At 66.1% G+C, this 13,794-nt stretch carries 13 protein-coding genes; 4 read left to right on the plus strand and 9 right to left on the minus strand.

All coding sequences use genetic code 11. The annotated features are described in order from the left end of the window. Nucleotides 1-19: 19 nt before the first annotated feature. From rpoN to ADJ79_RS05630, 8 genes are all read right to left on the minus strand, one after another. A complete protein-coding gene (gene rpoN, locus ADJ79_RS05595; protein ID WP_050715137.1) occupies nt 20-1,564 on the minus strand; it encodes an RNA polymerase factor sigma-54 in 1,545 nt (514 codons plus the stop codon). A gap of 14 nt (nt 1,565-1,578) precedes the next feature. Then, complete coding sequence (gene lptB, locus ADJ79_RS05600; protein ID WP_050715138.1) at nt 1,579-2,358, minus strand: LPS export ABC transporter ATP-binding protein; 780 nt, start codon at nt 2,356-2,358, stop codon at nt 1,579-1,581. Further along, entirely contained in the window at nt 2,355-2,972 is a 618-nt protein-coding gene (gene lptA / locus ADJ79_RS05605; protein ID WP_050715139.1) for a lipopolysaccharide transport periplasmic protein LptA, read from the minus strand. Before lptA ends, lptB begins: the two co-directional genes overlap by 4 nt. 303 nt (nt 2,973-3,275) lie before the next feature. Further along, a complete protein-coding gene (locus ADJ79_RS05610) occupies nt 3,276-3,932 on the minus strand; it encodes a thiol:disulfide interchange protein DsbA/DsbL (RefSeq protein WP_050715140.1) in 657 nt (218 codons plus the stop codon). Nucleotides 3,933-4,161: 229 nt separating this feature from the next. Continuing rightward, entirely contained in the window at nt 4,162-4,887 is a 726-nt protein-coding gene (locus tag ADJ79_RS05615; protein ID WP_050715141.1) for an SPOR domain-containing protein, read from the minus strand. After that, nucleotides 4,887-6,560, minus strand: coding sequence for an arginine--tRNA ligase (gene argS / locus ADJ79_RS05620; RefSeq protein WP_050716444.1), 1,674 nt, complete (start codon nt 6,558-6,560; stop codon nt 4,887-4,889). The genes ADJ79_RS05615 and argS overlap by 1 nt, the downstream gene beginning before the upstream one ends. A 44-nt stretch (nt 6,561-6,604) precedes the next feature. Beyond that, nucleotides 6,605-7,348 (minus strand): bifunctional 2-polyprenyl-6-hydroxyphenol methylase/3-demethylubiquinol 3-O-methyltransferase UbiG, encoded by a 744-nt coding sequence (gene ubiG / locus ADJ79_RS05625; protein ID WP_050715142.1) that lies wholly within the window; start codon nt 7,346-7,348, stop codon nt 6,605-6,607. 117 nt (nt 7,349-7,465) lie between these two features. Next, complete coding sequence (locus tag ADJ79_RS05630; RefSeq protein ID WP_050715143.1) at nt 7,466-7,900, minus strand: RNA-binding protein; 435 nt, start codon at nt 7,898-7,900, stop codon at nt 7,466-7,468. Between the two features lie 203 nt (nt 7,901-8,103). Between ADJ79_RS05630 and ADJ79_RS05635 the strand changes: the two genes are divergently transcribed. The 3 genes from ADJ79_RS05635 (at nt 8,104) to metW (ending at nt 10,751) form a co-directional block, all read left to right on the plus strand. Further along, nucleotides 8,104-8,694 carry a TMEM165/GDT1 family protein gene (locus ADJ79_RS05635; RefSeq protein ID WP_156304045.1) on the plus strand — a complete coding sequence of 197 codons (591 nt, stop codon included), beginning with the start codon at nt 8,104-8,106 and terminating at the stop codon, nt 8,692-8,694. 312 nt (nt 8,695-9,006) lie between these two features. Next, on the plus strand, nt 9,007-10,170 hold the full coding sequence (locus ADJ79_RS05640; RefSeq protein ID WP_050715144.1) for a homoserine O-acetyltransferase: 1,164 nt from the start codon (nt 9,007-9,009) through the stop codon (nt 10,168-10,170). Continuing rightward, a complete protein-coding gene (gene metW, locus ADJ79_RS05645; RefSeq protein ID WP_050715145.1) occupies nt 10,167-10,751 on the plus strand; it encodes a methionine biosynthesis protein MetW in 585 nt (194 codons plus the stop codon). The genes ADJ79_RS05640 and metW overlap by 4 nt, the downstream gene beginning before the upstream one ends. A 295-nt stretch (nt 10,752-11,046) precedes the next feature. On the opposite strand, the gene ADJ79_RS05650 is transcribed toward metW, so the two are convergent. Continuing rightward, a complete protein-coding gene (locus ADJ79_RS05650; RefSeq protein ID WP_082203145.1) occupies nt 11,047-11,604 on the minus strand; it encodes an META domain-containing protein in 558 nt (185 codons plus the stop codon). Nucleotides 11,605-11,934: 330 nt separating this feature from the next. Between ADJ79_RS05650 and ADJ79_RS05655 the strand changes: the two genes are divergently transcribed. Beyond that, nucleotides 11,935-13,650, plus strand: coding sequence for a hypothetical protein (locus ADJ79_RS05655; RefSeq protein ID WP_050715147.1), 1,716 nt, complete (start codon nt 11,935-11,937; stop codon nt 13,648-13,650). The last annotated feature ends 144 nt before the right edge of the window (nt 13,651-13,794 follow it).

Consider the following 13,794-nt stretch of genomic DNA (forward strand, 5'->3'; position numbering starts at 1 on the left):
AGCAGGCTCCAGCAGACTTTCAGCCCTTGTGCCTGCGCTGGGGCGCGGCGGGAATGTGCATTTCCTCGCGGTATTTGGCGACGGTGCGGCGGGCGCAATCGATGCCTTGCTCTTTCAGCAAATCAGCAATCTGGCCATCGGGCAGGGGCTGGGCGGGGTTTTCGTTTTCGATGAATTGCTTGATGAGCGCGCGCACGGCGATGGAAGAGGCGCTGCCGCCTGCTTCGGTGCCCAGCGACGAGCTGAAAAAGTGCTTCAGCTCGAAGGTGCCTTGTGGCGTGGCCATGTATTTGGCGGTGGTGACGCGGCTGATGGTGGATTCGTTCACGCCCAGCGCTTCAGCGATGTCTTTCTGGAGCATGGGGCGCATGGCGATGGGGCCATGCACGAAAAAGCCGCGCTGGCGCTCGACGATGAGTTCGGCCACGCGCAAGATGGTGTCAAAGCGCTGCTGCACGTTGCGCACGAACCAGCGCGCTTCTTGCAGGCGCTGGCCCAGATCGGCATTTTTGCTGCCGCGCAGGGCGCTGGCGTAGGCGTCGTGCACGCGCAGGCGCGGGATGAGGTCGTGGTTGAGGCGTACGTGAAATTTCTGCGTGGGGCCGCTGCCGCTGGCGGTGACGATGACGTCGGGCACGATGATTTCGCGCTCTGCATTGGCAAAGCGCCGGCCCGGCTTGGGTTCGAGCCGGGCGATGACGGCCTGGGCGGCGCGCAGCTCGTCTTCGCTGATGCCCAGTTGCGCGGCCAGGCGGCGCGTGTCGCGGCGGGCCAGCAGCTCCAGCGCGCCGTGGCGGGTGCAGAGTTTCAGCGCGTTTTCGATGGCCGCCCGCCCGGGATCGCTCGGGTCTGACGCGCCTAGGCGTTCTTTCAGTTGCAGGGCCAGGCATTCGGGCAGGTTGCGCGCGCCCACGCCCGTGGGTTCCAGCGATTGCAGCAGCTTCAGGGCCAGGGTGAAGCGGTGCACGAGTTCCTGCATTTCTTCCACGCCGTCGTCGTCGTCCATGAGGGTGGCGGCCAGCTGCGCGAGGGAGTCTGGCAGGTAGCCGTCGTCATCGACAGATTCGATGAGAAAGCGCAGCGCAGCCATGTCTTCGGGCGCCAGGCGCAGGGCCAGCGCCTGGCGGTGCAGGTGTTCGGTCAGGCTTTCTTGCAGGCTGGCGCGTTCGGCGGGGTCGAGCGTGTCGTCGCCCGGCTGGCGGGCGGGGGCTTCGCCGCCCCATTCGCCGTCGTCAGGGGCCAGGTCGCTGCTGCCGTCGCCGTCCCAGTCATCGGGGGCGGCGGTTTCGCTGTCACTGCCTTCGCCGTCGTTTCCGCTGTCGCTGCTGGCGGCCGCCTCGCTGCTGCGGTCGCCTTCGCTCACGGGGGCATCGGCGCGCGCCAGGCCGAATTCTTCGCGCGGAGCGGCGTCATCGGCGCGCTCCAGAAAGGGGTTTTCGTCGAGCATGGTTTGCACTTCACGCTCCAGATCGACGGTGGACAGTTGCAGCAGGCGGATGGCTTGCTGCAACTGGGGCGTGAGGGCAAGGTTCTGCGAGACGCGCAGTGACAGGCCGGTGCTCACTTGGCTTGCGGCCTTCAGAGGTGGAAGTGCTCGCCCAGGTAGATGCGGCGCACGTCGGGGTTGGCGACGATTTCGGCGGGCGTGCCGGCAGCCAGCACGCGGCCTTCGCTGATGATGACGGCGTGGTCGCAAATGCCCAGCGTTTCGCGCACGCTGTGGTCGGTAATCAGCACGCCAATGCCTTGCTCTTTCAGGAAGGTGACGATGCGCTGGATTTCAATAACGGCAATCGGATCGATGCCCGCGAAGGGTTCGTCCAGCAGGATGAAGCGCGGCTGCGTGGCCAGCGCCCGCGCGATTTCCACGCGCCGCCGCTCGCCGCCCGAGAGCGCCGGCGCGGGGGTGTCGCGCAGTTCGGAAACAGAAAGCTGCTTCAGCAGCTCGTCCAGGCGGCGCTCGATTTCAGGCGCGGGCAGCGGGCGGCCGTCTGGCCCGCGTTGCAGCTCCAGCACGGCGCGCACGTTTTCGGCCACCGTCAGCCGCCGGAAGATGGACGCTTCTTGCGGCAAATAAGACAGGCCCAGGCGCGAGCGCTGGTGAATGGGCATTTTTTCGATGGCGCGGCCATCAATGGTGATGCTGCCCGCGTCGGCGCGCAGCAGGCCGACGATCATGTAAAACGACGTGGTCTTGCCCGCGCCGTTGGGGCCGAGCAGGCCGACCACCTCGCCGCTTTTGACGGTGAGCGACACGTCTTGCACCACGCGGCGCGCGCCGTAGTGCTTGCGCAGGTTGCGCACTTGCAGCGAGCTGGCGGGCGCGGGCGCCGTGAGGTTGGAAGCAGACTCGCTCACGGCTTTTTAGACAGGCTCGAGCTGCCGCGCAGCGCGGCGGGCTGGGCGGGCTGGGCGCCAGCGCCTCTGGGGCCGAGCGTGGCGCGTATGCGCTCGCCCTTGCCAGCCTTGCCTTGCGGCGCGCCATCGACGGTGTAAACGCCCGAAACGCTGTTGTAGGTGATGCGCGCGCCCGTCACTTCATCGGCCAGCTTCGCGCCTTCGAGGCGGCGCATGCGCGCGCGGCCCTGAAGCCGCACAGTATCGGCGCGGCTGTCGTATTCAATGGTTTCGGCTTCGCCTTCAATGTATTCATCTGCGCCGTCGCGCTTTTGGCGAAAAAACGCGCGCTCTCCTTTTTCCGCCGTGAGCGTGCCGCTTTGCTGGCCATCGCCGGCCTGCTGCACTTGCAGGCGCGCGCCGCGCATGAGGATGCTGCCCTTGGTGAGCACGACATGGCCGGTGAAGGTGCTGGTCTGGCTTTTTTCTTCATGCCGCAAGGCGTCGGCCTCGATGTTCATGGGCTGGTCACGATCGGCCTTTTCAGCCTGCGCGCCCGCGCAAGCCAGCAAGGCGGCAAGCGCCAGCGGGGCCAAGCGCGAAAAGGGAGAAGAAAAAACAGACAGGCGCGGCATGAAAGCAGGAATGAAGGAGCGGGTTGAGGGCTGACACAAATTGTAGGGGCCGCGCCCTCAAGGATTGCCTGGCCGCGCCCGCTTGCGGCAGAGGCCCAAAAACCGCCGTGGCGGATGCTGAAGCGGCGTCGCGAGCCTGTTCAAGGAGCGGGGCGCACAGCCTTGTTTTTGCTCCTGTATCGGGAGCAAGATGTCCTAGTGGATACTGCGCGAAAGACCATTTTTACCCTCTCGATTCGCTCCTTTTTTTAGGATCTCGGAGCGGCTGCCGCAGGCCGCAGGCGGGCGGCTCGCGGCAGGCTCTTACTGGCCGCCGGATTTGCGCAGCTTGGCAATGAGCGCGTCGGCTGTTTTCAGCATGCCGTCAAAGCCCTTGGTCATGCCGGGGTCCATGTAGTAGCGCCCGGCGATGCCGAAACTGGGGGTGGCCTCCACGTGGTAGGCGTCTTGCAGCTCGATGGCGCGCCTGATCTTGCTGGCCACGCCAAAGGATTTGTAGGCGGCGGCGAATTTGGCGCCATCCACGCCGCGCTCGGTCATCCAGGGCTGCACCTCTTCCAGCGTGTTCAGGCGCTTTTTCTCGTTGAGGATGGCGTTGAAGACTTCGGTGTGGACTTTTTCATTCAGGCCCATGGCTTCCAGCGCGAAGAAGATGCGCTGCAGCGGCTCAAAGGCATTGGAAAAGCCCACGTGCATGCGGCGCACCACCACATCCTGCGGCTGGGCGGCGGCCCATTTGTCAAATATCGGCTCGAAGTCGCGGCAGTGGGGGCAGCCGTAGGAGAAGAATTCGACGACTTCCACTTTGCCAGCAGACGTATCCACCGGAGCGGCGGGATTGACGACGAGGTAGTTCTCGCCTTCCTTGGGCGTGAAGGGCTGGCCTTGCGCGAAGGCGGCGGGCAGCGCGGCCAGCGTGGCAGCAGCTGCGGCAGTGAGCGCGAAATCACGGCGTTTCATGGTCTGTTTTTCCTTTTTTGGGCGGGTTGAAAGGGGGGCTGAGAAGCAGGAGCGTGCGGCAAGTTCCCGGCATGCGGGACGGCCGTGGGGACAGGCCGCTTTTCTGGTGAAGATGCGCCGGTATCTTTGCTTCTGTATCAATAGCATGGTCTCCCCGTCGAATAAGCGATAAACGTATTTTTCGGGGGCCTGAATTCGCTTCTGTATCAGGAGCAGCGCAGGCAGGCGCTTACCGCTGCACGCGCACCAGCGCGGCGTCAAAGCCGCTGCTGACCACGCGCTCCTTGGCGCTGTCGGCTTCGTCTTTCTTCTGGAAGGGGCCGATGCGCACGCGGTAAACCGTGCGGCCCGCCTGCTCGTGGCTGGTCACGCGCGCCTGTATGCCTGCCAGCGTGAGGCGCGCGCGCTGGGCTTCGGCCTCGTCCTGGTCGCGGAAGGCGCCTGCCTGCACGAAGTAGATGAAAGGCTCGCCCGCCATGATGGGCGAGGCGGAAGCCACGGTCTGCTCTTGCCCGGCTCGCTGCTGGCTTTGCCGCGCGGTGCGTGCGGCGATGAAGTCGCCCAGCGGGTCGGACGAAGTGGTTTGCTGCGCCTGGGTGGGCGCAGGCGCCGCCTGCGTGGCCGGGCGGCTGACTTCCGCTGGCGCGGGCACGGGGCGCGAAGGCGCGTTGTTGCCGGAGCGCGCGGCTGGCATGGGCGTGACAGCGCCGCCTGCCGAGCGGCTGTGCAGGGGCGTGTTGGGGTCCCAGTCGCGGTTGCGTTCGGCTTCGGCGGCGTCTTGCTCGGTGCTGCGCGAGGAGGCTTTGTGGATGAAGGGCACGGGCACTTTGGCCATGTAAAGGGCCACGCCCAGGGCGATGCCCAGGCCGATGACGATGCCCAGAATCAGGCCCAGCAACGTGCCGCCAAGCTGGCGCGAAGGCGAGGGGGCGAAGAAGGCGGGTTTGGCGTGCATCACATGCGCTCCGGGGCGGATACGCCCAGCAGTTGCAGGCCGTTGCGCAGCACTTGCGCGCAGGCGGCTACCAGCGCCAGGCGGGCGGTTTTGACGGCCTGGTCATCGACCAGGATGCGCTCGGCGTCGTAGTAGCTGTGGTAGCTGGCGGCCAGTTCGCGCAAATAAAAGGTGACATCGTGCGGGGCGAAGTCTTGCGCGGCGGCGGCGAGCATGGCCGGGTATTCAGCCAGTTTGAGCATGAGCGCTTGCGCGGCGGCGGTGTCGAGCGCGGCCAGATCGGCTTGCGCCAGCGCGGCGCGCTCGCCGCCCCAGGCGTCCAGCACGGAGCAGATGCGCGCGTGGGCGTATTGCACGTAGTAAACGGGGTTGTCGTTGTTTTTCTGGATGGCCAGATCGACATCGAAGGTGTATTCGGTGTCGGGCTTGCGCGAGAGCAGGAAAAAGCGCACGGCGTCTTTGCTGGTCCACTCGATCAGGTCGCGCAAGGTGACGTAGCTGCCCGCACGTTTGCTGATCTTGACTTCCTGGCCGCCGCGCATGACGCGAACCATGGTGTGCAGCACGTAGTCGGGGTAGCCCTTGGGTATGCCCACGCCCGCCGCTTGCAGGCCCGCGCGCACGCGGGCGATGGTGCCGTGGTGGTCGGTGCCCTGGATGTTGATGGCCTTGTGAAAGCCCCGCTCCCATTTGGCGATGTGGTAGGCCACATCGGGCAGAAAGTAGGTGTAGGTGCCGTCTTGCTTGCGCATGACGCGGTCTTTGTCGTCGCCGAAGCCGGTGGTGCGCAGCCACAGGGCGCCGCCTTCTTCGTAGGTGTGGCCGCTGGCGATGAGCTTTTGCACCGTGGCTTGCACGCGGCCGCTGCTGTAGAGGCTGGATTCGAGGTAGTAGTTGTCAAAGCGCACGTCAAAGGCTTTGAGGTCCAGGTCTTGCTCGCGGCGCAGGTAGGCCACGGCGAACTGGCGGATGCCTTCGCGGTCGCTGGCGTCGCCGCTGGCGGTGAAGCTGCGGTCATCGGCCTGCACGGTTTTGCGGGCCAGAAAGTCGTTGGCGATGTCCTGGATGTAGTCGCCGTTGTAGGCGGCTTCGGGCCAGTTGGCATCGCCGGGCTTGATGCCCTGCGCGCGCAGTTGCACGGAAGTGGTGAGGGTGTCGATTTGCACGCCCGCGTCGTTGTAATAGAACTCGCGCGTGACTTGCCAGCCTTGCGAGGCCAGCAGGTTGCAGATGGCGTCGCCCAGCGCGGCCTGCCGCCCGTGGCCCACGTGCAGCGGGCCGGTGGGGTTGGCGCTGACGAATTCCACCAGCACGCGGTCCCTGGTTTGCGCTTGCCGGCCGTAGTTTTCTTTCAGCGCCAGCACTTCGCGCACGGTTTGCTGCTTGGCGGCGGGCTTGAGGCGGATGTTGATGAAGCCGGGGCCGGCGATTTCCAGCGCATCCACCCACCGCGCAAAGGCGGGCGTGGCCAGCAGCGCGGCCTTGAGCTGTTCGGCCACGGCGCGCGGGTTGCTTTTGAGCGGCTTGGCCAGCTGCATGGCGGCGGTGCAAGCCAGATCGCCATGCGCGGCCTGCCGGGGCGATTCAAACGCGGCTTTGTCGCCTGCGCCGGGCAGCAGCGTCTCCAGCGCGGCTTTGAGGGCGTCCAGCAGTTCGGTTTTGACGGTTTGCATGTTTTTTTGTGGGATGAGGGGCTGGTAAGGCAAAAAAGCGCTTTTCACGCAGGGCGCAGCGCCGAGAGCATGTAGTTCACGCTGGCATCGGGCGTGAGCCAGCAGCGGCGCGTGAGCGGGTTGTAGTGCAGGCCCGAGACGCGCTGCACGCTCAGCCCGGCAGCGCGGCAAAAGGCCGCCAGCTCGCTGGGGCGGATGAAGCGGGTGTAGTCATGCGTGCCCTGCGGCAGCAGGCGCAGCGCGTATTCCGCGCCGGCAATGGCCATCAGCCACGATTTGGGGTTGCGGTTGAGCGTGGAAAAAAACACCTGCCCGCCGGGTTTGACCAGCGCGGCGCAGGCGGCCACGATGGCGGCCGGATCAGGCACGTGCTCCAGCATTTCCATGCACGTGACCACGTCGAACGAAGCGGGCTCCTGGGCGGCCAGCGCCTCGGCGGCCACGGCGCGGTAGCTCACGCGCGGCGTTTCGGCCTCCAGCGCGTGCAACCGGGCGGCCTGCAAGGATTTTTCGGCCAAATCTATGCCCAGCACTTCAGCGCCCTTGCGGGCCATGGCGTCGGCCAGAATGCCGCCGCCGCAGCCCACATCGAGCACGCGCGCGCCTTGCAGCGGGCGCTGTGCGTCAATCCAGTTCAGCCGCAAGGGGTTGATGTGGTGCAGCGTGGCCAATTCGCCCCCGGCATCCCACCAGTGGTGGGCCAGGGCGGCAAATTTGTCCAGCTCGGCGGCATCTGCGTTCAAAGTGGCGTTGGATCCGGCGTTCAGAGCGGCATTCGGGGCGGTCATGGCGCGGGATTTTCACATGCCCCGCCTTGCGCGGCTTCATGGCTTGCGCCGCTATCGCAGGCGCAAAAAAGGCCGGACGCGAAAACCGCGCCGGCCTTTGCCGGGAACTTGGCCCGATCAGTATTCGCCGCGATCGCCACGGTCAAAGCCGCGATCGTCGCGCCGGCCGCCAAAGCCGCCATTGCCGCGCGGGCCGGGGCCATAGGGGCTGCGGAAGCGCCCGTCATTGCCGCCGCCAAAGCCGCCGTAGCCGCCACGGTCATCGCGCCGCCCGCCGCCAAAGCTGGCGCGCGGCGGGCGCGGCTCCATCGGGCGGGCCTCGTTCACAACCAGATTGCGGCCTTGCAGGGGTTTGTCGTGCATGCCTTCAATGGCGGCTTGCGCCTCGGCGTCGCTGCCCATTTCCACAAAACCAAAGCCTTTGGAGCGGCCGGAATCGCGCTCCATCATCACTTTGGCGCTGACCACGGAACCAAACGCGGCAAAAGCCTGGCCCAGCTCGGCGTCGCGCACGGAATACGGCAGATTGCCGACATAAAGTTTGTTGCCCATCGAAGGCGCTCCTCGAAATACACAAGGTGAAAAAGAAAAAACCGGATGGAGTCTGCCAACGCCCCCGAGGGCCAAGAAGAAACACCGGGAAAACGCACGCGCTTTCGCGCGCGGCGGGCATTATGCCCCTGCATATATTTCAAATATCCACGTCAAACGAATATTTTTACAATCGCGCGGCCCTGCGTTTCGCACCGTCTTCCGTGAGCGTTTTTTTCCTTTCCACCGGCATCGTCGCGCTGGCCGAAATGGGCGATAAAACCCAGCTTTTGTCGCTGCTGCTGGCCGCGCGCTTTCGCAAGCCCTGGCCCATCGCGCTGGGCATTTTTGCCGCCACCTTGGCCAATCACGCGCTGGCTGGAGCGCTGGGCGCATGGGTGACCACGCAGCTTGCGCCCGAGGCGCTGCGCTGGGCGCTGGGCCTGTCTTTCATCATGATGGCGGGCTGGATGATGGCGCCTGACCAGCTCGATGACGACCAGCAGCCCGCGCGGGCCGCGCGCTGGGGCGTCTGGGGCGTGTTCGGTGCCACGCTGGCCGTGTTCTTCATGGCCGAAATGGGCGACAAAACCCAGCTGGCCACCGTGGCCCTGGCCGCGCAGCACCCGGATGCAGCGCTGGCCGTCATTGCCGGCACCACGCTGGGCATGATGCTGGCCAATGCGCCCGTGGTGTGCTTTGGCGAGCGGCTGATGAAGAAACTACCCCTGCGCGCCGTGCACCTGGCGTGCGCCGCCGTCTTCGCGGCGCTGGGCCTGGCTGCCCTGCTGGGCTGGCGCATGGGGTTAGGATAGAAATGTTTCGCTCTTCTTACGATAGCTGCCTGCGCTGGTTTCTCTAGGACCTCAGGCCAAAAAGGCCGCTTGAATTCGCTCCTTTTTTTCAGAGTGAATCCGGCTGGGCCGGGCCGTCTGGCGGCTGGCTATACTGGCCGCCCTTTCGTTTTCACGCGCCGATTTGCTTTCCTGCTTGCGGGCGCTTCCGAGAACCGGTTCAGAGTCTGCCCTCACAAACGGGCTTTGAACCAGTTCTGACAAATGCTGCTAAATGACGGAAATCCGGCCCGGTTCCGCCTTTTGGCGCAACCGGGTTTTTTTTCTTGCCTCATGACTTTCATTGCCACGCCGCAGACCATGCGCTTTGACGCGCCCCTGGCGCTGCAAAGCGGCGCCAGCCTGGGCGGCTACCAGCTGGCCTACGAAACCTACGGCCAGCTCAACGCCAGCCGCAGCAATGCCGTGCTGGTGTGCCATGCGCTCAATGCCTCGCACCACGTGGCGGGCGAATACGCGGGCCAGCCGCGCAGCCTGGGCTGGTGGAACAACATGGTCGGCCCCGGCAAGCCGGTGGATACCAACCGCTTTTTCGTCATCGGCATCAACAACCTCGGCTCGTGCTTTGGCTCCACCGGCCCGAAAGACATCAACCCGGCCACGGGCCAGGCCTGGGGGGCGAACTTTCCCGTCATCACCGTGGAAGACTGGGTGGCCGCGCAAGCCCGCCTGCTGGACGCGCTGGGCATCGAGCAGCTGGCCGCCGTCATGGGCGGCAGCCTGGGCGGCATGCAGGCGCTCAGCTGGACGCTGCAATACCCGCAGCGCGTGCGCCACGCCGTGGTGATTGCCAGCGCGCCCAACCTCACCGCCGAAAACCTGGCCTTCAACGAAGTGGCGCGCCGCGCCATCATCACCGACCCCGACTTTCACGGCGGCCACTTCTACCGCCACGGCGTGGTGCCGCAGCGCGGCCTGCGCATCGCCCGCATGATCGGCCACATCACCTATTTGAGCGACGACGTGATGAACGCCAAATTTGGCCGCCAGCTGCGCCAGGCCGTGGCCGGCCACGCCAGCGGCTACCGCTACTCCACGCAAGACGTTGAATTCCAGATTGAAAGCTACCTGCGCCACCAGAGCGAAAAATTCAGCGATTACTTCGACGCCAACACCTACCTGCTCATCACCCGCGCGCTGGACTACTTCGACCCCGCCCGCGCCCACGGCGGCAGCCTGGCCGCTGCGCTGGCGGGCACGCAAGCGCGCTTTTTGCTCGTGAGCTTTTCCACCGACTGGCGCTTTGCCCCCGCCCGCAGCCGCGAAATCGTGCGGGCGCTGCTGGACAACCGCCGCGACGTGGCCTACGCCGAAATCAACGCCCCCCACGGCCACGACGCCTTCTTGCTGGACGATGCGCGCTACATGCGCCTCATCCGCTCGTATTTTGAAAACCGCATCGACACCCCGGCGCAAGCCCAAGGAGGCACGGCATGAGCGACGCCGCCATTCAGCAAGTCATCGCCAGCCTCGTGCCCGAAGGCGCGCGCGTGCTCGATCTGGGCTGCGGCGACGGCGCGCTCATGCAGCGCCTCATGCGCGAGCGCGGCTGCACCGGCTACGGCATTGAAATCGACGACGCCAAGGTGCTCTCCTGCGTGCAGCGCGGCGTGAACGTGCTCCAGCTCAACTTGCACGAAGGCCTGGCCGACTTTGGCGACCAGAGCTTTGACGCCGTGCTGCAAATCGACACCCTCCAGCACCTGCGCAACGCCGAAACCATGCTGTGCGAAACCGCCCGCGTGGGCCGCGTGGGCATCATCGCCTTTCCCAACTTCGCCCACTGGCCCAACCGCCTGGCCGTGCTGCGCGGGCGCATGCCCGTCACCCGCCGCCTGCCCTACCAGTGGTACGACACGCCCAACATCCGCGTAGGCACCTTCAAGGACTTTGAAATCCTCGCCCGCAAAAACGGCCTGCAAATCCTTGACGCCTTCGGCCTGCACCAGGGCCGCCCCGTGCGCCGCCTGCCCAACCTGCTGGCGGGCACGGCGGTTTTCAAAATCGCGCGCGGCTGAGAACCGGCCCGGCTGCGCCCCGCCATCCGTCCGAAGGGGCGAGCGGCATCAAAAACAAGAGCGGATTCAGGGGTATCGAAATGCCGCCTCGCGCAGATTCCACTAGGACGTCATGCTACGGATAAAGGAGCAAATCCAAAGCACCGTTGCCATCAACAAGGCGGCCCGCCGCTTCCGGCTTATGGCTCCCTATGACTCCTATGGCTCCATCCCGTAGCTGATGCGCTCTTGCCGCACATAGCCAGCTCCCAAGGGCTGGCGGCGCACGCGCAAAACGGTGCGCGCGCCGCTGGCGTCAAAGCGAACCTGGCGCGCCAGCAGGCTCGCCTTGCAGCAGCCACTCGCTGCCGTTGATAAAGCGCAGGCGCAAGCTCGCCGCAGGCTGGCCGCTCTGCTGGCGTGCAGTTTGCAGCCGCCAATCCTTCACAGTGGGCAGGATTTGCTCCAGACGGTCTTCCAGCGCCATCAAGCGGGCGTCGGCACAGCCCTTCTTGGTGCCCATCAGCGGCTCAATCAGCATGCGTTCGCCTGAAAGCAGATAGCGCCCGCGCAACTGGTTGCAGGGAGCGGCCACGCTCACGGCAGCCTCGTCAAAGCGCAGCACCACCGGTTCAGACAGGGCGGCGGCAGCGCGCGTGAACCAGGCGCGATCCTTGCCGCGCACGGCCTGCAAGCGCCAGCGCCAGGCCGTGAGCGCCTGCTGCCCGGGCGCCAGCAGTTCAGCCGCCTGCGGGCGCGCAGGCGCAGCCTGCGGCGTCATCTGCACGGGCTGGGCCATGCTGGCGCAAGCCGCCCATGCGCCGCAGCACACGGCCAGGGTTTTCCAGTTGGGCGAAATCATCCGGCGAAACATTGAAGGCCTCCTTTCAGAATAAGCAGAGCCACTTATGAATGACGCAAGGATGATAGCCGCGCGAGGTTGTGAATCGAACCACGCACGGCCTGGGCCGCGAAAGGGCGGCAGGCGAGGACGAAAGCGCGCCAGAACGCTCCTCTATCCATAGCATGATGTCCTGGTGCATACAGCGCAGAAGGCATTTTCGGCCCATTTAAATTGCTCCTGTCTTTGCATCGTTGAAGCGCCTTGAACAGGTTCTTGAATGCAAAGGCGCTGCCATGAGCCAAGCGCGGGCGCGGCGACAATCCCGGCCTTTCGTCCGTCACTTTTCCCGCCTTTTCGCACGTGAATACCCCCCGCCCCGCCCTCGTTACGCAAGAAGCGGCCCGCCGGCTGCCCAGGCTGGCCTTGTGGCTGCTGTGTCTGGCTTATGTGCTGCCGGGCTTTGTGGGGCGGCAGCCGTGGAAGGGCGATGACCTGGCTTCTTTCGGCTTCATGCAGGCCATGGCCGAAGGGCGCTCGGGCTGGCTGGCGCCGCAGCTCGACGGCCTGTCGCCCGATGTGGCCGCGCTGCTGCCTTACTGGCTGGGCGCGCTCGCGCTCAAAGCCACGGCCGGCTGGCTGGCGCCTGATGTGGCCGTGCGTTTGCCGTTTGCACTGATGCTGGCGGGCACGCTGGCGGCCACTTGGTACGCCACCTATAACCTGACCCGCCTGCCCGGCGCGCAGCCCGTGGCGCTGGCGTTTGGCGGCGAGGCGCAGCCGCGCGATTACGCCCGTGCGCTGGCCGATGGCAGCCTGCTGGCGCTCATTGCCACGCTGGGCATGGCGCAGCTGACGCACGAAACCACGCCTGCGCTGGCGCAGCTGTGTTTTACGGCGCTGGTGTTTTTTGGCTTTGCGGCCATGCCTTTTCAGCCGCGCGCGGCGGTAGCGGCCACGCTGCTGGGGCTGCCCGCGCTGGCGCTGTCGGGCGCGCCCACGCTGGCGCTGGCATATGGCGCGGCAGCGGTGCTGGCGCAACTGTGGCCGGGCTGGCAAGCCGCCGCGCCTGCCAACGCCTTGCAGGCAGGCGCGCGCCGCCGCCTGCTGCTGGCCACGCTGGCGGCCATGCTGGCCAGCGCGGCCTTGGGCTGGCGGCTGGGCTTGTGGCGCTGGCAAATCACGTGGCCGCTGGCGGCGGCGCAGTGGCGCTCTTTGGCGCGGCTGTTTGCCTGGTTCACCTGGCCCATTTGGCCGCTGGCGCTGTGGACGCTGTGGCGCTGGCGCGCCCAGCTGCCGCGCCCGCGTCAGCAGCGCCACCTGGGCCTGCCGCTGATGATGGCCGGCATGGCCATGCTGGCGGCGGTGTTCACGCCCGCGCGTGACCGCTCGCTGCTGGCGGCGCTGCCGCCGCTGGCGGCGCTGGCGGCGCTGGCGCTGCCCACGCTGCGGCGCGGCATGGCAGCGCTCATTGACTGGTTCACCGTGCTGTTTTTCAGCGGCTGGGCCATCGTGATTTGGGTGGTGTGGATTTCGCTGCAAACGGGCGTGCCCGCCAAACCGGCGGCCAATGTGGCGCGGCTGGCGCCGGGCTTTGAGCCGATTTTCCAGTGGCCCGCGCTGCTGGCGGCGCTGGCGGCCACGCTGGCCTGGGCCTGGCTGGCGCGCTGGCGCACGGGCCGCCACCGCGCCGCGCTGTGGAAAAGCCTGGTGCTGCCCGCCGCTGGCGCCACGCTGTGCTGGCTGCTGCTGATGACGCTGTGGCTGCCCGCGCTGGACTATGGCCGCAGCCTGGCCGCGCAGGTGCGCAGCGTGGCGGCCATCGTCGGCCAGGGCGCGTGCGTCAATACGTTTGCGCTCAACGCCACCCAGCTGGCGGCCCTGCGCTTTCATGGCGGCTGGCAGCTGGAGCCGCTGCCGCGCTTTGACGCGCCCGCCACCTGCCCGTGGCTGATTGCCCCGCTGACAGCCAGCCCCTCGCAGCAGCAATGGGCGCAGCGCCTGGAAGTGCCCCGCCCCACGGACAAGGGCGACACGCTGCTCGTCTTCGCCCGCAACGCCGCAGACGGCAGGCCGTAAGCGCCTGTTCAAAGCCTGGCCGTAAGAGCATGAAATAGATAAACTATTTTTTGCTCTTGAATCTGTAGCTATAAACCCCGATAAAAACAGCGTCAAGCGGCATTATTGGCCCTTCATTTTTGCTCCCTTTTCTATAAAACCAGA

Source organism: Ottowia sp. oral taxon 894 (genome assembly GCF_001262075.1).
GTDB lineage: Bacteria > Pseudomonadota > Gammaproteobacteria > Burkholderiales > Burkholderiaceae_C > Ottowia > Ottowia massiliensis.